The organism is Streptomyces sp. NPDC050485 (assembly GCF_044458185.1).
Classification (GTDB): domain Bacteria; phylum Actinomycetota; class Actinomycetes; order Streptomycetales; family Streptomycetaceae; genus Streptomyces.
Genome location: NZ_JBITHR010000019.1, coordinates 66,069 through 85,452, shown reverse-complemented (window position 1 = coordinate 85,452; position 19,384 = coordinate 66,069). Strand labels below are relative to the sequence as shown.

Here is a 19,384-nt window from a genome sequence, read left to right as displayed (position 1 = left end):
CACCGAGGTTGCGCAAGCCCCGACTGAGGCCGTCGCCGTGCCCGCCAGCCGAACTGAGCAGTCAACTGAGCCACTATCCGGTCATCTGCCTGTAGTTGAGTCCACTCCGTCGCCCCCGGCTCACACCTCCACTCCGGGCCGGGAGGACAACAAGCCGGTTGCTCCAGAGGTCACAAAGCCTAAAGCGGCATCGAAGACACCGACTCCGCCGAAGCGACGAGAACCTGCTGCTCGGCGGCCGGTGCATGCCTCGACCACGGATGAGCCGAAGCAGCTTGGTCCCGCTCACGAGGCGTTGCTCAAATCGTGGCGGGGGAGCCGGATGGATCTCAAGCTGCGCAAGCAGCGCTGGCAGACGCATCCGTTTCGTTTCGCACCGGACCTTGTCACGACTCTCAGCGCGCGTGTGGCGGCAGACAGCACCTCTTCGGGAAAGCAGCTCACTGCTGCGCAGTACGTCGATGCCGCTATGTCTCTGTATCTGCCCGTGTCGATAGAGCAGCAACTCGACCTCGCAGAGGACTTCCTCGTTTCGAGGGAGGCCGATGTAGATGCTGGAAAGCAGGGGAGCCATCGGGTCAGTCCCGAGGTCTTCGCGATTGCCTCCAGACTTCCGAACGAGCTGCGGCAGGCCGGTCACGCCCGAACGGCCGTGCACGTCTACTCGGGTGCCCTGGATCTCTACCTCAGGGCACTTGAGGAGGAAGGGCTGCTCGGGGGGTCGGCGTAGCGCACGCTCTCTTGAACGCCGAAGGGCCAACCACCAGGAGGTGGTTGGCCCTTCGGCGTTCAAGAGGTACACCGCGACTCATCTTGTAGTGATTCTTGTAGCTCTGTAGGCATCTATGTAGGGAATCCCGTAGCGATGTCTGTAGGCATTCATACTTCTTCCTATGTTCGCACCGATCACCCATCCGACCTCCCACCTAATTGACACGTCGCGACAGTGATCTAGTGGCACATAACTGTTGAATTCGCCCATAAGGCCAGGTCGGAGCCGCAAATCGAATGCACCTGCGTGTCGCGTCGTGACATGAAACTGGCGCCAGATGCGCTACGGTGATCCACAGTCATATCGATGCTCACAAGCTGGAGAACCCTTGTCCGCCTTCGTTCCGCCGGCTGGACTCGCCAACGCGGCCAACATGAACCGCGGCTGGGTAACCAAGGCTGCACAACTAGGCCTTGTAAACACGAGCGCGCTCGACGGCGAAGACCTCATCGTTGTCCGTGTCTTCGCCTTCGTCGACCAGTTGGTTTGGCCCGGGGAACGGCGATCTCGTAGTGCCTCGCGAAGCATGGAACCGTGGCAGTCCCTGGCAGTAAACGCCGCGCGCGATGCAGCACGGGATCCACAGACCAACCTCGACTCAATCCTCTGGATCATGTCCGACGGCGTGGAGTTGACGCACTCGCCGGGGGCTCACGCCGCCTTCCTGGTCAACTCAAGATCAATCCGCTCGGGATTCGTCGGAATGCCCATCGGGGAGTGGGTCGCAGAGCTCCCTCCTCATCTCGAGACAATCTTCCACTGGCCTCGGCAGCTCCTCTCCGAGAACCTTGCACTCTCTGATGGCGTCGAAGTGCACATCACGGCGTTCAGCACCATTCGAGGACAGATCACGGCCTTCTGCGGCAGCCCCCGAGGGCTTGAGGCACCCGCCGTCAAAGCCATTCGCAATCACGTGCTGACGCGAAACCCTGGTGTGAACATCCGAGTCGTAGAGAGGCCGTTGCACGCCCATGCTGCAGCGACGGCTCCATGGCACGAGTTGTACGAACTCCCAGGGGACGGGCTCGTTCGACGCCCGCTAGCCTTCCAGGCTCTTCTCGATGAGTACGGACCGCAGCTGAAGCATCTAGGTGCCGTCAAGGAATCAACAGTGCGACGCCGGAGCACAGGATGACACTCAGCACGCGCAGGTTTGCGAACCAACCGGGCGGTGCTTTGGCTACCAGGATGTCAGTCCTGTCAGCCAAAGTGCCGCCCGGCGGCGCAGTTCGGGGGAGTGGCACCACCCACTCCCCAAAGAGCACCTGCTCAGCAACCGTCAACGCCGAACAGAAACGGACGTGGTGAGACGCAGCCAAACCTCTAACTGAACAGACACTCTGCCGCTCTGCAACTCGACAAGCCAAGCGGCTGGTGTCGTTTTGTCTCTTTCCGTACGCGCTCCTGGAGCAGATCATAGCTGCCACTCCTGGGGCTGGTCTCGTGCTGCCTGACACAAGTCCAGATACCCCTAAAGGTCACGAAGAATCCTCAATTCCCCATTCGCACAACAGTCGTACGCCGCGGCGTCTCTCACGACGAGCGGGGGCCACACCACCAGCAGACCTAGCGGCACTCGCCGATCGTCGCGGCCGTGTCAAGGTTCCGTGGCGCCTCGTCTCCTCACCTACGTATCCCGATGCAGCCCTGACTGTGTATGTGAAGGTCGCTGCGTTGGCGTGGCGTCCTGAGGGGTGTACCGCGGCGGTGTCGGTGTTGGCGAGTTACCTAGGCGTGAGCCCCTCCACGGTTGAGCGCGGGCTTCGGGCGCTGTCGAGGCCTCATTCCTCGCGGGGTGTCGTTGAGGTGACGACGCGTCGTCGTACGAAGAGTGGGGGAGTGGGAACGACCGCTGAGCGTCGGGTACGGGCCGTGGGCCGGAGGGAGGCCTTCGTGTGGGTTCCTGTCATCGCCGCCGAGCTCCTGGAGCCGCGGCAGCTGCGCGCGTGGGCGGCCCTGGCGTACGCAGACGCGGTGGGCAAGCAAGTGTCTCAGGCGGAGTTGGGCGAGATCCTCGTTCACCACAGTGGCAAGCGGACAGGACAGCCAATCGGGGCGGGTGCTGCCGCCGCGGTGGTGGATGGGTTGGAGGCACAAGGCTGGGTCCGAGTCCACCGGCGGGCGGGGTGGCAGGGCCGGCATTCCTACGAGGTACTGGAGGCTCCTACCGTTGCTCGTGCTGCCCTGCTAGCGCCGGAGAAGCCGGATGACGCCACGCCTAAAGGGGAGTTCGATGGTTCTGGTGTTAGTGACGGATCGGGTTCTGGGACCGATGACGGTTCCCTCACGAATGAGGAAGACCTGCAGATTGACCGATTCGTGAACGAAGGCCGTCTTGTGGTTCCCGCCGTAGGCGGAGCTGAGGTAACAACGCGCGAGGCTCCTGTGGATAACTCACCCGATTCAGCCTCTGGTGACGCTGGCCCTCCGAGTCTCGCGCTCCGCGCGGTTTCCAAAACCCGTTCCCCACTGGGCCGTTCACCCCAAGCAAAACCGGCCTACTCCGGGCCCCGCTTGACGTTCAGCCCACAAATGGCCTGGATCACCGAGCCAGTACGGCTGCTCCTCGCTCAGGCTAGGCCGTACGTCCAGCGAGAGTTCGCCCGGCTTCTCAGTGCCGAGATGGCTCTCGGTACCGAGCCAGAACGCCTGCGCAGCCGTTTGACGGGACGCTTCGCGACCACCCTCCCGGTCGATATCCGCAACGTCGAGGGCTGGCTGCTCAAGGTCGCTGCGATCCGGTGGGGATGCCACGACCCCCGGTGCGAAGGCGGCATCCGATGGCACACTGGCGAGCAGTGCGGCGAGTGCCGCGAGGAACGCCGACATCGTCGTGCTCAGCGTCTCCACGAGTCCGGCCACGACACCTCGTCCCAGGGGGATCCAGAGCAGGATCCTCCCTATCCGGCCTCCTTGCCTCCCATCGCAAAGCCACCCGTGGCTCTGCGGCCCTCAGTCCCGCCAAGCTCGGCAGGGCTGGAGTCGGATGTGCCCAGCCGGTGTCCGGATTGCCGGTCCTGGGCACCGGGACGGTGTCCCGATGGCCGGTGCGGTCGATGTGCCGTCCGGCACACGCTGGCCCAGACGGAGATCGCCGCGATGGACGCAGCCGGCCGCGGGCTGTCCGGTACACACAAGTTGGCCGCCGCCCGCCGGGCATCCGACGATGTCCGTCGCCGTGTGGCAGCCGCGCGGGAGGCTGCGACGACAGCTGGGATCGATCAGGCAGGGCAGGAAGCCGCAGCACTGGCGGCTGCCAAGGACGCCGCGGTCGGCTGGATCAACGGCTCGGCGGTGCTTCTATGACATCCTCCGTCCCCCAACCCGGTCTGCCGACACGCAGAACAGCCCTGGAGCGATCTACCACCACCAATTGCCGCGCGCCCCGCAGCAACCCGCAACGCACTCGTTCACTCTCATCGAAGGCGTTCAGGCCGGACTCCTCAACGTGCTGTGATGTCATCCCCGGCACCTCTACGAGGAGCCCACAGCTCGGAGAGTGAACGGTCACGCCGGCTCGCTGGGCCGGACCGATATCCAATGAAGGAGCACCGGATGCTGCGCCCTTGAGCGGGCGCCGCGCCGCGACCGTGCCTGGCACTTCCCGGGGCCGCTAGGCTGACCGAAGTCCGGTGTCCCCGCATCTATTGGAAGGGCTCGGAATGACCCAGCGCCGTCCTGTGCGTGCGGCGGTGTTCTCCGCCGGGTCATGGGGAACCGCCGTCGCCAAGATCATGGCCGACGCGGGAACGCACGTGATCGTGCATGCCCGTCGCCGCGAGATCTCCGACGCGATCAACGCGACGCACTGCAACCCCGGGTATTTTCCCGACGTTGAGCTGCCAGCCGCTCTGACGGCCACGACCGACCCGGCCGCCGCGCTGCAGGGCGCGGACTTCCTCGTCCTGTCCATCCCCGCGCAGTCCCTGCGGGTCAGCCTCGCCGAGTGGGCGCCGCTCATCGGGCCCGACACTGTGATCGTGTCCTTGATGAAGGGGATCGAGCGCGAGACCAGTCGGAGAGCCAGCGAGGTCATCACCGAGGTGGCCGGCATCCCCACGGAACGGGTGTCGGTGCTCTCGGGCCCGAACCTCGCCCGCGAGATCATGGCGGAACAGCCTGCCGCCGCGACCGTGGCCTGCCCCGACGAAGCCGTGGCTGTCCGTGTTCAAAAGGCGTGCCACACCGCCTACTTCCGGCCATACACCAGTACGGACGTAGTCGGCTGTGAACTGGGTGGTGCCGTCAAGAACGTCGTCGCCCTCGCGGTCGGCATTGCCGGCGGCATGGGCCTCGGGGACAACGCCTCGGCCATGCTCATCACGCGGGGACTTGCCGAGACCACCCGGCTTGCCGTGGCCATGGGCGCCCATCCGGCCACCCTCGCCGGTCTGTCCGGGCTCGGCGACCTCGTCGCGACCTCCGCCTCGCCGCTCTCCAGAAATCGTACGTTCGGTACCCACCTCGGCCGCGGACTGAACGTCGAGGAGGCGACCGCCGCCACGCGGCAGACCACCGAAGGCGTCAAGTCGGCTGAGGCCGTCCTCGCCCTGGCCCACGCCCACGATGTCGACATGCCGATCACCAGCGTGATCACCGCCCTGCTGAACGGGAAAGTGACCCTCGACCAGGCCACGTCCGCGCTGATGCAACGACCAACCAAACCAGAGCGCTGACCGGTACCGGGCTTCGATCCCAACGCGTGACAGCGAGTCGAGGAGGAGCAGCGGGTCAGCTGCTCGTGCCCCATTCGCTGACGGCACGGGCGAGTTCCTCTCGGGTCAGTCCCGTGGCCTCCTGAAGGTCCTGCAGCCGCTGCTGCAACGGGATCTGGGGACGAAGGCGAGCGACCGGCTGGTCGCCATCGCAGCCCTCGCCATCGGGAATGGACGCCCGCACTGTGTACGCCGTGTCGTGTGTTGCGGTGAGCGCAGACAGCAGGGCGTGGGCGCGCCGGACGGTCTCGACGGCGAGCCCGGCAAGGTCCTGGGCGTCGAGACCGGGCACGGCGGGCAGCACCGGTTCGGCCGGGCGCTCCGGAGGCAGCGGGAGCGAAGGCAGGGGCGGGCGCGGGGAGTGCTGCCACCGGTCGTAAGCAGTCTGGGCGGAGGCGGCGGGCGGGTCCGGGTGATGCCTGGGCAGGTAGTAGGGGCGGAGGCTGGGATGGTCGGGGTCTTGGAGGCCTGAGAAGAAGTCGACCGGGGACCGGCCGCGAAGCAGTAGCAGGACGAGGGGCATTGCGTCGAGGCAGCGGGCGACCTGAATCAGGGCTGTGGCGGCGTGCTTGCACAGGGCGCTGCGGCTGGAGCAGCTGCACGAGGTGTGGCACTGGTCGAGGGTCGGCAGGAGGCGGATGCCGTTGCGGGCGCCCGTGTTGTTGATCTCCTGCAAGACGCTTTCGGCGGGCAGGCGGGCGAACCGGTCGGCAAGGTGGCGGGTGATCACCGTGAGGTCGCGCCACTGCGCGGCGTCCAGGACCGGGATGTGGACCGTGGGGTTGGGCTGGGGTGTATACGCGTGCGGGGCGGGGTTGGTGTTCTCGTTGATCCAGCAGCGGATGGTGCCGGGCTCGATCACGAGTTGCGTCACCGGGGCGGTCCGCGCGTAGGCCCGGGCGCGGCCGAACGGGCCGCCCTTCGCAGTGCCCTTGGCTCGGAGGGAGAGCGAGTCCAGCCAGAGGCGGCCGCCCAGTTCTTCGCACAGCTTGTCGTCCGGCAGCGGGGCGAAGGGGGCGAAGCGCATCCGGTAGGGGCTCTGGTCGGTGAGGGTCATCCGCTGCTCCTGAGCGCGATCAGGTCGAAGAGCTGCTCGTCGTCCAGCTCCGTCAGCCCGCTGCCGGCCTGGGCGAGGACGGTGTCGGCGAGGTCCTTCTTCGCGGCGAGGAGCTCGGCGATCCGCTCTTCGACGGTGCCTTCGTTGATCAGGCTGTGGATCTGGACGGGATGGGGGGTGCCGATCCGGTACGCGCGGTCGGCAGCCTGGCCCATGACCGCGGGATTCCACCCTTGGTCGACGAAGACAACGTGGCTGGCCCGGGTCAGCGTCAGGCCGGTTCCGGCGGCCCGCAGGGACAGCAGGAACACGGGGAAGTCGCCGTTCTGGAAGGAGTCGACGAGGGCGTGGCGGCGGGCGACCGGGGTGCCGCCGTGCAGCGTGCGGTGGTTGATGTTCTGCTGGTCGAGGCGGGCGGAGACCAGGCGGGCCATCTCGACGTACTGCGTGAAGACGAGCACTGACTGCTGCTCGGCGAGCATCACGCTCAGCAGGTCGTCGAAGAGGTCGAGCTTGCCTGAACGGCCGGTCAGCAGCGGGGATTCCTGTTCCTTGAGGTACTGGGCGGGGTGGTTGCAGATCTGCCGCAGTGCGGTGAGGAGCTTGAGGACCAGGCCGCGACGGGCGATGCCCTCGGCGGCGTGGATCTGCGCCATCGTCTCGCGGACCACCGCCTCGTACAGCACCGCCTGTTCCCGGGTCAGGCGCGCGTACTGGGTCGTCTCGGTTTTGGGGGGCAGTTCGGGCGCGATGCCGGGGTCGCTCTTGCGGCGGCGCAGCACGAACGGGCGGATGAGGGTGGCGAGTTGGGCGGTGGCGGCTGGGTCGCGGTGTGTCTCGATCGGCTTGGCGAACCGGGTCCGGAACCCTTTGAGCGGGCCGAGGAGTCCGGGGGTGGCCCAGTCCAGGACCGACCACAGCTCGGAGAGGTCGTTCTCGACCGGTGTGCCGGTGAGCGCGACGCGGCCCAGGGAGGGGATCTTCCGCAGCGCCCGGGCGGTGGAGGAGGCGGAGTTCTTGACGTGCTGGGCCTCGTCGAGGACGGCCAGAGACCACTGCTCGGCGGCGAGCTGTTCGGTGTCGAGCCGGGCGGTGCCATAGGTGGTCAGGACGAAGCTGTCGTCGCCGAGGCCGTTAAGGGTGCGGCCGGGGCCGTGGAAGCGGCGCACGCCCGTCGCGGGGGCGAAGCGGCCGATCTCGCGTTCCCAGTTGCCCAGGAGACTGGCCGGGCAGACCACCAGCGTCGGGCCGCGGGTCGCTCCGGCCTCCTGGCGGGTGAGGTGCAAAGCGATGAGGGTGATCGTCTTGCCCAGGCCCATGTCGTCGGCGAGACAGCAGCCCACACCGTGGGAGGTGAGCTGCCGCAGCCACGACAGGCCGTGCCGCTGATAGGGGCGCAGCGTGCCGGCCAGGGCCTCGGGGGCCGGCGTCTCGGGGACCGGCGTGGTGAGTACGGTGCGCAGCGTGGCGAGCCACCCGGCCGGTTCCACCGGGATGATCTCGCCTTCCACTTCGGCCTGGCCGGTCAGCGCCGCCGCGACGGCGTCGAAGCCTGCCAGGTCCGTGATCTTCCGGTGGCGGGCCTTGCGCAGGAGGGCCGCATCCACCCGGACCCACTGATCGCGCAGCCGTACGAAGGGGCGCTTCGCTTCGGCCAGCTTGTCCATTTCGCTGTCGGTGAGGTCGCCTTTCTCTCCGAGCGCGGCCTGCCAGCGGAAGCTCAGCAGTGCGTCCGGGCTCAGACGGCCGGACGGTGCGGCACCCGGTTTCTTGGGCCCCAGGACGGCCCGTACCGTCAGCGAGCGGACCAGGTCACGGGGCCAGTGCACCGCGCAGCCCGCCGCGACCAGGTCGTCCACGGCATCCCCGAGGAGGTCGTCGACCTCCTCGGGGCTCAATTCGAGGGCGTCGGGCACGGCCTCCTCCAGCAGGTGCTCCAGCGGCGGCCAGGCGCGCGCGGCACCGCGCAGCGCGATCAGCGTGCCCGTCTGGCGTGCCGCGTCCGGTGATCCCGGCGGCGCCGGGCGACGCCACAGCGCGCCGGCGTCCACCAGGTCCTGGGGCGGATCGACGTCCTGCACCTGGACAACGGCCCGCACACCGGTGTCACCCAGCTCCTCGATCTCCAGCCGCAGGGAGATCTGCACGCTGACCGGCGCGCCCGCGGGCCGCGCACCCGTGCCCAGCGTCAGATGCGGGACATGCTGCGGCTCGCGGGCCGCGTACGGCCCTGAACCGCCCGGGGTGCGCGCGAGGGTGTCGGCGACCGCGTCGAGGAAGGCGCCGAGGAGGAACGAACGCTCCGCAATGGTCGGCGGGTAGGTATTGGCGTTGACCGGCAGAGCACGGGCCTGCGGGGGCATCGCCCCGGCGAGCACGTCGAAGTACTCCTGCTCGTCCGGGAGATGGGCGGCGCTGCGCCAGGTGTCGAAGCCCGACCCGGTCACGTCCGGGCGCAGCCGGCCGCGCGCCAGCAACTGGAGAGCGAACAGGGACGCGGCACCCCAGAACTGGCAGCTCTCGTCACCCTCCCCGTCGAGACGGCTGCGTGCGAGTACCGGGAGCGCGGCGTCGAGGGGCATCCACCAGTACGGCGCCCGGGCGGAGCCGACCCCGTCACGGCGAGCCCGCACCACCGTCGTCTCCCGCTCTCCGCGTTCGGCACCCTCGGGAACGGTCAGCCTCTCGGGCGGCCCCATCGTCGCCAAGGGCCTCCAGAACACCATCCGGCCCGAACGCGGAGGATCGGCAGGGTCAAGCGCCGCCGCGTAATCGATCAGGCGGTAGCGACCCACAGCCGACGAACTCCCCTCACCCGCACCGCCCTTGCACAGCAGGGCAGACAACAAGGACGAGTCTGCCCTGTGGTCAGACCTCTCGGCGCAAAACGCCAAGGATCAGCCCCGATCGAGTGACGCGAGCGCTGTGCCCCCAGCCGCCCGCGCCGCATCGCCATGATGAAGGCCTGCTGCGAACCCCCTCGGGGCAGCGGCAGTGTCCCCGACGGACCCAGCACATGCGAGATGGCCACTTCGCATCCCCGCCCCCACACGCGCGGACTACCGTGGCGACCATGATGAGGGCGGGCAAAGCATGGGACGAGCAGCATCAGGTCGCGTACGGCAAGAGCGCGTGGGAGCGCGCCGCCGAAATGGGCGGCTACCTGCACTGCTGGCATGTCGAGCGCACCCTGGGCCTTGCCGACCGCGACGCCCGCAAACGGTACGAGAAGAAGAACAAAGGCTTTCAGGAGAGGTGGCGGACCGAGCGCAGCGTGCTTGCCCTCATCCTGTGGCGCACGGCCCTGAACCATGACGTCCTGGTCGACCAGGCGCTGCTCACGGACACACTGTTCTGGAGCGAACAGGACCTGCTCGCCGCGGAGTTGCCCACCGCCCCGCTCGGCATCATCCCCCCGCCCAGCACCATCGACCCCAGCGTCCTCACGCGCATCTCCCAGATGCTGGCGGACCACGGCCACCGCTACGACAAGCCGGACAAGCAGATCGCGGCGAGCATCGGCTACCTCGTCCGCGGTCTGCGGGCCACCCCCGGCTGGACCTTCGGGGACTGGGCCAAGTCCATCGACCGCGCACGCCACCACATCGACCTCGCCAGGCTTCTCAGCAGCCCGGTCAGCGCCGCCGACCGGGCTGCGATCACCCGTACCGGCCTCGACCAGCCGCCGTCCTACGACTACCCGGCCACCCCCGAGCCCTCCGACGATCTGCACCCGTCCTGGCTGCAGCGCGCCCACCGCCTGATCACCCTCGCCACAACCCTGCATACCGTCACGACCGCCACCCCGCCCGGCGGCGAACCCGTCAGCGAGCTGCTCACCGTGGCGTTCAAGTCCACCACGGACGCCTTTGAGGCGCTGGCCGACACGGTGCAGGAACTGGAACAGGAGTGGGCAGAGCAGGCGCTGCGCCCCGACGAAACACAGACCTCGTACGGCGACTGGCAGAACCGGACCGTCTCCCGCGCCATGTGGAAGCAGGTCGACGCGCTGGAAGGTCTCGCGCGTGATCTGGTCTCGTTCCTCGGCTCCCTCGAAACCGCCGCGTAGACCATTCACTTCAGACAGATGAGCCGGACGTGGAGTGGGCACGGCGGCTCGCGGAGGCCGAACGTGGGCGTCGCTGCCTCGGCGCTGCCCCCACTCGACTTGCAAGGCGTCGCACGAGCCGCCGTCAGCTTAGGTAGTGAACGACGACGCTGACCTGCTTGCGTCGGTCGCGATGCTGCCCGACGTGGGTTACGCGTGGTGGCTGGCGCGCCGCCGGTGGAGAGCTCGCGGACGGCATGGCACGGCAGGGCTCGCCACCGCCCTCTGTATCGTGGCCCGCGAGCGGGACCTCCCCGTCGGCGACGTGCCCGGCACCGTATCTACTCCGCACCCCGCCCACATCAGGCTCGCCTCAAGTTCCCGTCGACCAGGAGGGGTTCCAGCCGAACATGTCCTCTCCGTACGCTGGCCCTGTGACCGAACTCCAGCGCCTGGCCGACTCCCTCGCCGCCGACTACCTGCACGGCAGGTGGCGGCCGGAACCGACCGAGGAACACCGCGCCCGCACCTTGGCCGTGGACGCCGACGCCGACGGCGGCTTGGACGAGCTGCCCACCGGGGGAGTGCTCACCGAGACGGCCATCGCTCAGATGCTGCGCACGGACTCCCTCGACGCCGAGGTGGAAGCATGGCGGCTGACCGAGGTGCTGCGCGCCTACCCCGCGGGCGGTAGCGAGGCGCAGGCCCTGGTGCGCGATCTGCTGCACGCCATCGCCACGAACCGGCTCCCCGGGGAGTTGACGCAGACAGCGCGCTACGTCGAGGCACCCGCCCCCCAGACCCGCGGCAAGCCGACGATCTTCACCGCCGGCGCCATCACTGGGGCGTGGAATTGGCAGCTCTCGGCGGCACTGCAGTTGCTCAGCACCTGCCCTGCCACCGTCCTTAACCCCCGTCGGGAAGTCTTCCCGATCCACGACCCGGCAGCCGCTCCCGCCCAGATCGCCTGGGAGTTCGACGCCCTCACGGCCGCGACGGCCATCATGTTCTGGTTCCCCGCCGGTCCGGTACAGCCCATCGCCCTGTACGAGCTCGGCGCCCACGCCGCGCGAGGCGCGACGATCGCCGTCGGCACGGACTCCGCGTACGCACGCCGCCTGGACGTGGTCGAACAACTCCGCCACGCTCGGCCCGAACTCACGGTCCACACCTCACTGCCCGACACCGTGCGCGCCGTCACCGAACTACTCCCCGCGACTGCCGGACTCACTACGACGGGGCGCTAAGGTGCCGCCGCCCCTGACGTTGCTCCAACCCGGCTCCGTCCCTCCGCCGGATGACGAAGCAGTGCCTTGGCCCATCACCGGGTGACTATGTCGGTGCCGGCGAGTGTCGATCGTCGATGAGTCCGAATGTCACTTGCTGATCTTGGCGTGGTGAGATGTCGGCACTCCGGGGCGAAGGCGTGCCTTGAAGGCGTGATCGGGTTGTCGTCATCTTCGACGCCCTGCGATGCTCGCCGGATGTGGCGTGAACAGATCTTGGAAGTGATGGCAGACGCGGAGCTTGCTCAGCCGGCAACCAGTGAGGCATTGGCCGAGGTCGAACGTGTGCTGGGGCAGCCGCTTCCCGAGGATCTCGCGCTTCTGCTCCATGAGTGCAATGGAGTGCGTGGACACTACGGCACCGACGCTGTGTGGAGTGCTGAGCGGATAGCCAAGGAGAACGCGTCCTTCCGCGCGTCGGCGGACTTCGCCAAGCTCTATATGCCCTTTGAGCCGCTGATGTTCTTCGGCGACAACGGTGGCGGGGATCAGTTCGCTTTCGTCAGGGTCCCGTTGCGTGCCGACGTGTTCGTCTGGGATCACGCGACGGACGAGCGGGTGTGGGCGGCGAACGGACTGGACGACTACCTGCGTCGCGCCCTGGAGGATTCCGGGGACTGGTGGCGGGGCTGACCGCTCACGCCGAGTACCAGAAGTTGCGAGCCGCCGCGTAAGAGATCGTCAGAAGCCTGTCCGGAAAACGCGAGGCCCCTCTCGGTCAGGTCGATCCATACCGCCTGGCCACCCATCGCTCAATCGCGCCGCTGCGCCCTATACAGCGGGCTGGTTCGGCAGCCCGAAGCGCCCCCACAGGCGGTCCTCAGCCAGCACCCTTGCTGCTGGGCGGCGACGGCCGCCCAGTGCATCCTGGAATGCGACGGCGACCTCGCCGAAGATCGCCAACAACGTCCAGACTTCGTGCCTGATTCCCCAACTCACGAACGGTCCCAACGGGTACTCCCGCTCACCGCACCAGGCAGATGCAGATATCGAGGCCCTGCGCTCAGCCCGTCACCGTGATCGGGATGCGCAGCCAGTGCGCCCGGCCAGCTGCCATCACCGGCTCCATGTCGGCGGCGGTGGCCATGGGACCGGTGATAATCACGACGGACTGCCGACGCCGAGCCATCGGGTTTCCGCTGCGTGCGCTGCCGCTCGACGGAAGGTCTTGGTGCCAGCCGGGGGCCGTGGGCATGGTGCCGTCGTAGAAGACGAGTCCGCTGGGGAAGTGGATGACGAGCTCGTGCGTGCGCACGTTCAGACGGGCCATCCAGCCGTCCGTGATGTCCGTGGGCGGCTCAGGCGGCATGGTGATGCGCCGGGCGCCGTTCGCCTGCATGGACACCTCGATCGTGTCCGCCGCGAGGGACTCGCCGGACTCCGCGATGTACGCGACGGTGTCCGGCTGGATAAACGCGATCATGGGCTCGGCTCCGAACAGCCGCAGCGCCTGGGCGTTCAGACGCGTGATCGGCGGCGTCGGGTAGTGGCCGGCCTCGGTGACGGCCTCGCCAGTGATACGGCGCTCCTGGGAAGTCATACCAGCGACCCTATCGGCCCAGTCTCAGCTGGTGGAGTACCAAAACAGCTCAGTGGCTTGACCGGTGTACCCAATCGCGCTGATCTCCGGTTACGTAGCGCTGCCCGCCACCTGGCGGATTAGCAATACGAGCACCCCTCATCCAGGACAGACAAAGTTTCTGTTTCTCCCCGACCGCCGCCCATGTGCAGGCAGACATGGGCGAGAATCCCGGCTGCCAGGCCCTAAGCCGGGCCAGCACAGGCGGCGCTGCACCGAACACCGCCGAACACTCCCGGAGACCACCGGACGCATGATGTTGCCGAACCAGTTCAGGCGGGCAACCCGGTCCCTTCCGTGCCTGCGTAGCCCCCCCGCTTGAATGAGCCGAGGGGCAACCATTCACCCGTGCCAGTCCGAGTTGCGCAGGCATTCTGTGGTCAGGCTGACTGTCACCTGGTTGAAGGCCGGGGCCTCGGTGGGATGTTCATGGCTCGCGGAGACGTCAGCCCGGCCCGAGCCGGGCATCTTCAGGCTCACGGAGATCTGGCCGTTCACTGGTGCGATGCCGTCAGGGCGTGGCCCTTGCCACCCTTTGCGCTCCATCCGCGTGACGACTTCGCGCGCGAGCTGCGTCGGCGAGCGCTTGTCCGACGGGGACGTGTAGAGAGTGATCGAGGCGGACCCGATGACCTCGCTCTTGTCCAAGGAGTCGCCGATGAAGTCCGTGGGGTGACACGCGTTGTGTCCCCCGCCGGATTCTTCCGGTTCGATGTGGGGGTCAACGGCCCTCACCGCGTCCCGGGCGGGCGGGTACATCGCATCCCACGCCTGCCTGTCCGAGCGCGCGGAAGGGTCAACCTGGTTGGTGCAGGCTGTTGCGGTTGCTGCGACGGCGAACAGTGCAGCGGTGCGCAGCGCCCACATGAGCGGCAGGGAGCGAGACATGTCTCCACCCCATCGCAATGCGACAGCCCTGTGATGAGTACTGCTACTCAAGTGTCCCGCAAACGATCTGGTCCGTGTCCAGAGGCAACCATCGGTTGAGACGGGCGGGACTCCGGAATTTCAAGTGATCAGGGTCCTCAGGGCCCTGTTGTCGGGCGCGGTGCCGGCCTCGGCTGCCTGGATGGATGCCTGTACCGCATGCCCGTCGTGCTCATCCCGGGACGTTAACAAGTGCGCAGATCACAGACGTTCCGCAGGGGCGAGGGGAGTCGACGTCGACGCCGTGCCCCGAAGGGCGGGAGGAGGCCGGTGGTCACGATGGCAGGCGCTCTTCCGCCGGGCCGGGGCGAAGCCGCACCCTGACCTCATGAAGCCGACCACGGTCATCCCGGGCCTCACGATCACCGAGCATCTGTACGAGGCGGCGGTCGCCGGGATCGCCGTCCACGTCCCCGGGCACCCGCTGCTCAGCCGGGAGCAGTTCACCACTCCAAGGGCCTGGTGGCTTGTCCCGGATGACCACGGCATCGCCTACAAGGCCGAGCTGGTCCTGCGCAACGACCCCGCCCGCACCATCAAGATCAACCTATGGATCCGGGCGGACCGCCGGGGCTCGGAGGAGCCCCAACCCCACAACCACCCATGGGCGTTCACCTCGCACATCCTCACCGGCGGCTACACCGAAGACCGCTACACCCTCGTCGGCGGCCAGGTGCGCACCGAGACCGGCGTCTCCCGCACCGCGGGCAGCGCCAATGCGATCAGCCGCACCGACTACCACGAGGTCACCGCTGTCCACGAACCCCATGGCACGCTCAGCCTGATGGTGTGCGGCCCGGGCCGCCCCGGTACCTGGGGCTACCTCGATCTCGACACCGCACGGCACGTTCCGGCCCTAGCCGACCACGGCTTCCTGGACCGGCTCCGCGCGCTCAACCCTCACCAGCCCTGAACCCCGTGCCACCGTGCACGGGCCCGGGACCGGTCTTCAGGAACGGGGTTGGCCGGCAGCGGGGAAGGGGGCGTGCGGCGTCCACGTCAAACGCGCGTCGCCGCGGGCCGGGTTGCTGGCCGGGATCGTGGCACACGGGGCGTAGGCGTCGACGTAGAGGCCGCCGCCGGTGCTGTTCCAGTGCGCGTCGAGCTTGTCGCCGCCGTGCGGATCCTCGTAGCGGAAGCCGAGCTCGCTCCATCCCGGACCGCTGCGGTCATGGTCATAGGTCCGTGTCCACCCCTGGGCGGCAAGCCGGGCCTCGAGCCGGTCCAGGGCCGCGTCGGCAGTGGCCTGCGGGACGCCTGTGACACCCCAGGAGTGGCGCACGCTGACCACGCCCGGCGCAGTCTTGTCGATCTGCATGAACCCGTGGGAGTAACAGGGCCCGGAGTCCAGGCTGTTGAGGGCAACTGTGGTGGGCTCGGGCAGACCGAGCGTGGTGTATGCCTGGCGGGAGTATTCCTGCAGGCGCTCCGCGGCGGCATCCGGGTCGGCCGTCGGATACGGCGTCCCGTCCGCAATCTTGTGCAGGGCCGCGGGCACCACCAGAGCCGCGGCGGTCCCCGCGCCGGCGAGCAGCGTGCAGCCGAGCACGATGGCCCCCAACGCGGCACGCGAGCGGCGCGGGACCCTCGACATTCCCATCCTGATCATGATGTGGACGCTACGAGACCGCGGTGCTTTAAGCATGAGTCGCCGTACTCAGTCCTTCTGAGTCCCGGCACGCAACGGCCGGTGGTCACCTCGGCGTCGCTACCAGGGGGCGCGGCCATGAGTCGTGATACTCGACGGACAGTCGACACGTTGATCTCGACCGTGCCGGAAGGAATTCCGGAGAGGACGTCCCCGTGCCGCACAGCCACAGCGCCTGGCCGCCGGGAGCGTCACCCTTGAGCACATGGTCTGGACGATCGGAGCGATCCACCCCCACCCAGCCGCCTGGACCTGCCTGGCAACGGCGCCGCCGTCGAACTGCCCGCCGTCCTGATGCTGCTGGATCTCATCGACACGGGACGCATCACCGCGGCCCAGGCGCACGCGGCGTTCACCCCCGTCCTGAGCGACCTGGGGGATGCCCGCCGGCCCGGCGAGAGGATGCAGCGCTCGATGCCCTGATGGGGCCAGCGCCCCAGTAGGTGCGGCACCCGGCGCGGACCGGGCCGTCGGCACCATGCTGGCCGTGTGCGGGACCATGGAGATTCCGCGCGGGGACCGCGCCCCGCTGGCTGAAAGGACGCGTATGCACCGGGCAACCCCCGACCGGCTCACCGACGAGACCGAGATCGTCTGGCTCGTCCCCACCGAGGACCTCGACTACGTACGCGAAAGCCTGGAGATCACCAAACGTGCCACCGGCCGCCCGGCCTACACACGGGCCGGCCGCCTCATCGGCTACGCGAATCTGCGCCCCGGCACCACCTCCACCCGGTCTTCGGGACGGTTCGACCGGCGGATCTTCTGGCTGCTGCCCCACGACCGTTCCGAGAGCCCTTCGGCCCTCTACCAGAGTGCGACCCCGCTGGAAGCGGTGGACCCCCGCACCGTGAGAGCCGGCGTCCCCGGAAGCCTGACCGACCGCGCCCGCCGCGGGAAGTCTCCAGCCCCTACGCACCCCTGACGCTGCCATCAGCACGGCGCGGCCGGGTCTGGAAGGCCCGGCAGGCCAGGCTGAGGGACACATGCCCGACAGATGCCCCGCCACAGGGCCCGACTGCCCGGCGTGGCCCCACCCGGTGTGCCGCGCCGGGCGATCAGGCGAGACGCTGCCCGGACACCACGTGGAAATGAAGATGCGGGGAGTCCTGATAGGCCCCCGTATTTGTGATCACCCGACATGCACCGTGTTCGTCGGTCACCGCCGCCGCCACTGAACGCACCACCGCCATCACGGAGCTGAGCAACTCCTCGCCCCCGTCGCCGAGGTCCAGAAGCGAGAGAACGTGCTGTTTGGGCACCACGACCACATGAACGGGATACGCGGGCTTGGTGTGTTCGAAGGCGAGAACACGAGGGCCGTCCTCCACCACTCGCACCGCCGTCCGCCCGCTGAACACCTGCTCGCAGTAGAAGTCGCGTCCCATACCCGCACCGCCTCCGCCGGCCGACTCCCTGCAGACTACGCGCGGTACGCCAACGGGCGGATGAGTTCGCGCTGTTGACTCGTCGAGCTCTCCAGGGGCGATAGTACCCGCGCTGTTCGGTGGCACCCCGTGCAGCGCGGCGCCCCGCCGTCCTCTCCTGTCCCCGACCACATCGGCTATCGGCGGCGCGGGCGGACTGGGGTGCACCGTTCCGAGGGGCACCGGCGCAGCCATACTTCGGCGTTGGAGTCCTCGCCGCTGGGGCTTCCCATGGTGGGCGGGTCCTGCTCCCCGATTCAGGTCGGCGCTTCAGGATGACGCCAACGGCAGGGCCGCGACGGCGAACGGCAGCGATCGAGTCGGGTGACTCGCCACTCGCGGGAGTGGGCGGCACGGGCACCGGTGCGGCGGGTCATAAGCGAGGACACGGCGTACGCCGACAGTTGGTGGGCTTACGGGCCCGGCGACGGTTCGTCGAGCCAGCGACGCCAGGCTTCTTCGTTCTCCACCGCCTGGCTGGGGATGCCCAGAGGCGCGAGGGATCCTGGATAGATCCGTTCATAGGCACGGTGGTAGGCAGCTGCGACGCGCGGGGCTGCCAGGAGCCAGGGGGCCGGGGCCGCATCCAGTGTGAGTACGGCATTGCTATAGCGCTCGCCGAGCCGGCCGGTCACCAGACCGCGCTCCAGGAGCCGTTGCCACCGCGCGGCGGTGGGTTTCAGGTCGGCTGGGTCCGTCCGGGCGACCATCGTGATGGCGTCCACCTCGCGGGGCAGGGGATCTGCGCTGACCCGGGCAAAGATCCAGGGCAGTCCGAGGATCCGGAACAGGTGGGTGCGGTGGATCCCGTCGCCGCCCAGGGTGTAGATGGGGCCCGCCGGGCCGGGAATCGCCCGCAGTCGCACGCTGGGTTTCTGCCCCAAATGGTGGAGCAGGAACTCTGCGAGCGTGTCCGGGGCCTGGGCGAGGAGCTCCTGTGCGGCGGTCGGCGCCCAGACGGGCCCCCGGTCGGTGCCGGCGCGCTGGAACTGACCCCATACCGGGTCGCCCATTTCCACGATCGCCTCGCAGCGTACCCACCCCGCGCTGTCGGCCATCGCCCATGCCGGATCGTCGACACGAAATCGCATGTGCGGGCACATCGGTGCCCGCTGGTGCAGCTCGGCCGCGGCCTGCCGGACGCGCTCAGCGATCTCGTCCTTTGGCCATGCCCCCTGCAGTCGTGTGATCTGGTCGATGACGTCGGCGAGGCGGCCCGGTTGGTCATAGAACGCGGCACGGCGCTCGGCCCGCTCGAGTTCGGGGACGCCCCCGGCTGGCCAGCCCGGCTCCGGTGCCTCAGCTTCGAGCTCGACCCGTGCCGGCGGGCGGCCGTACTCCTGGAACGGGAGCAGGAGGTGCGGCACCGCCTCGGGCAGCGCCGCCCAGCCCCGCACCAGCCAACCGGGCCAGCGCGCTTCGACCGTGCCGTCGGCCCGCCAGGTCGCCGACCACACTCCCTCGCCGTCACCGGGAACCGAGCGACGGGCCAACGCGGCGACCAGCGCGGCCCGTTCGCCCGCCTGCCGGGCCAGCCGCAGCTGGTCCGGGTCTGGCATGAAGCGTGGCACCAGCGCCTGGTCGACCAGGTGCTCGCCGTCGCCGTAGACCTCGGTCAGGAGCGTCGAGGCCTCCCGTACCTCGTGCGCGGTCTGTTCGACGCTGGCCGTGAGGTCGGAAACGTCCAGGTACAGGCCCGCGACCGGCCGTAGGCTCAGCGCGGCGTCGTCCAGCAGCCGGGCCGCCTTCTCGATGCCGTCGGCGGTCTCCTGCCACGACAGTGGGGTCACGGCGGTGAGCGGCTCAGGTGGATCCGTCCGGGGCACAAGGAGACGGGCGGCCAGCTCCAGGCGCTGACTCTGCGGCAGGAGCCTCGCACGATCCACCGCCTTGCGGAAGATCCACCCGCTGAACACGCGCGCCCA

Annotated in this window: 17 protein-coding genes; 10 read left to right on the top strand and 7 right to left on the bottom strand. The window is 68.5% G+C overall.

What is annotated here, in order from left to right:
* Positions 1 to 322 precede the first annotated feature (322 nt).
* The 4 genes from ACIBK6_RS31245 (at position 323) to ACIBK6_RS31230 (ending at position 5,448) form a co-directional block, all read left to right on the top strand.
* Positions 323 to 730 (top strand): hypothetical protein, encoded by a 408-nt coding sequence (locus ACIBK6_RS31245; protein WP_399054843.1) that lies wholly within the window; start codon positions 323 to 325, stop codon positions 728 to 730.
* Positions 731 to 1,100: 370 nt separating this feature from the next.
* On the top strand, positions 1,101 to 1,907 hold the full coding sequence (locus ACIBK6_RS31240; RefSeq protein ID WP_399054841.1) for a hypothetical protein: 807 nt from the start codon (positions 1,101 to 1,103) through the stop codon (positions 1,905 to 1,907).
* 1,964 nt (positions 1,908 to 3,871) lie between these two features.
* Positions 3,872 to 4,078, top strand: coding sequence for a hypothetical protein (locus ACIBK6_RS31235; protein WP_399054839.1), 207 nt, complete (start codon positions 3,872 to 3,874; stop codon positions 4,076 to 4,078).
* A gap of 356 nt (positions 4,079 to 4,434) precedes the next feature.
* A complete protein-coding gene (locus ACIBK6_RS31230; protein WP_399054837.1) occupies positions 4,435 to 5,448 on the top strand; it encodes an NAD(P)H-dependent glycerol-3-phosphate dehydrogenase in 1,014 nt (337 codons plus the stop codon).
* A gap of 55 nt (positions 5,449 to 5,503) precedes the next feature.
* On the opposite strand, the gene ACIBK6_RS31225 is transcribed toward ACIBK6_RS31230, so the two are convergent.
* Entirely contained in the window at positions 5,504 to 6,544 is a 1,041-nt protein-coding gene (locus ACIBK6_RS31225; RefSeq protein WP_399054835.1) for an SWIM zinc finger family protein, read from the bottom strand.
* Complete coding sequence (locus tag ACIBK6_RS31220) at positions 6,541 to 9,243, bottom strand: DEAD/DEAH box helicase (RefSeq protein ID WP_399054832.1); 2,703 nt, start codon at positions 9,241 to 9,243, stop codon at positions 6,541 to 6,543. Before ACIBK6_RS31220 ends, ACIBK6_RS31225 begins: the two co-directional genes overlap by 4 nt.
* Before the next feature lie 374 nt (positions 9,244 to 9,617).
* Here ACIBK6_RS31220 and ACIBK6_RS31215 point away from each other — a divergent pair, with 374 nt between their 5' ends.
* From ACIBK6_RS31215 to ACIBK6_RS31205, 3 genes are all read left to right on the top strand, one after another.
* Positions 9,618 to 10,613, top strand: coding sequence for a hypothetical protein (locus ACIBK6_RS31215; RefSeq protein WP_399054830.1), 996 nt, complete (start codon positions 9,618 to 9,620; stop codon positions 10,611 to 10,613).
* Positions 10,614 to 11,026: 413 nt separating this feature from the next.
* Complete coding sequence (locus ACIBK6_RS31210) at positions 11,027 to 11,839, top strand: nucleoside 2-deoxyribosyltransferase domain-containing protein (RefSeq protein ID WP_399054828.1); 813 nt, start codon at positions 11,027 to 11,029, stop codon at positions 11,837 to 11,839.
* A gap of 237 nt (positions 11,840 to 12,076) precedes the next feature.
* On the top strand, positions 12,077 to 12,511 hold the full coding sequence (locus tag ACIBK6_RS31205) for an SMI1/KNR4 family protein (protein WP_399054826.1): 435 nt from the start codon (positions 12,077 to 12,079) through the stop codon (positions 12,509 to 12,511).
* Positions 12,512 to 12,881: 370 nt separating this feature from the next.
* Here the strand turns inward: ACIBK6_RS31205 and ACIBK6_RS31200 are convergent, their stop codons facing one another.
* Positions 12,882 to 13,418, bottom strand: coding sequence for a hypothetical protein (locus ACIBK6_RS31200; protein WP_399054824.1), 537 nt, complete (start codon positions 13,416 to 13,418; stop codon positions 12,882 to 12,884).
* A gap of 381 nt (positions 13,419 to 13,799) precedes the next feature.
* Entirely contained in the window at positions 13,800 to 14,345 is a 546-nt protein-coding gene (locus ACIBK6_RS31195) for a hypothetical protein (RefSeq protein ID WP_399054822.1), read from the bottom strand.
* A gap of 367 nt (positions 14,346 to 14,712) precedes the next feature.
* On the opposite strand from ACIBK6_RS31195, the gene ACIBK6_RS31190 reads away from it, so the two are divergent.
* Positions 14,713 to 15,297 carry a hypothetical protein gene (locus tag ACIBK6_RS31190; protein ID WP_399054820.1) on the top strand — a complete coding sequence of 195 codons (585 nt, stop codon included), beginning with the start codon at positions 14,713 to 14,715 and terminating at the stop codon, positions 15,295 to 15,297.
* A gap of 36 nt (positions 15,298 to 15,333) precedes the next feature.
* Here ACIBK6_RS31190 and ACIBK6_RS31185 read toward each other — a convergent pair whose 3' ends face one another.
* The gene (locus tag ACIBK6_RS31185; RefSeq protein WP_399054818.1) at positions 15,334 to 15,993 is read right to left on the bottom strand and encodes a hypothetical protein; all 660 of its coding nucleotides are present in this window, start codon (positions 15,991 to 15,993) and stop codon (positions 15,334 to 15,336) included.
* 333 nt (positions 15,994 to 16,326) lie between these two features.
* On the opposite strand from ACIBK6_RS31185, the gene ACIBK6_RS31180 reads away from it, so the two are divergent.
* A complete protein-coding gene (locus ACIBK6_RS31180; protein ID WP_399054816.1) occupies positions 16,327 to 16,455 on the top strand; it encodes a hypothetical protein in 129 nt (42 codons plus the stop codon).
* Between the two features lie 124 nt (positions 16,456 to 16,579).
* The gene (locus ACIBK6_RS31175; RefSeq protein WP_399054814.1) at positions 16,580 to 16,957 is read left to right on the top strand and encodes a DUF6009 family protein; all 378 of its coding nucleotides are present in this window, start codon (positions 16,580 to 16,582) and stop codon (positions 16,955 to 16,957) included.
* Positions 16,958 to 17,090: 133 nt separating this feature from the next.
* On the opposite strand, the gene ACIBK6_RS31170 is transcribed toward ACIBK6_RS31175, so the two are convergent.
* The gene (locus ACIBK6_RS31170) at positions 17,091 to 17,420 is read right to left on the bottom strand and encodes an HIT domain-containing protein (protein WP_399054812.1); all 330 of its coding nucleotides are present in this window, start codon (positions 17,418 to 17,420) and stop codon (positions 17,091 to 17,093) included.
* Positions 17,421 to 17,872: 452 nt separating this feature from the next.
* A complete protein-coding gene (locus ACIBK6_RS31165) occupies positions 17,873 to 19,375 on the bottom strand; it encodes a hypothetical protein (RefSeq protein WP_399054810.1) in 1,503 nt (500 codons plus the stop codon).
* Positions 19,376 to 19,384: the final 9 nt, after the last annotated feature.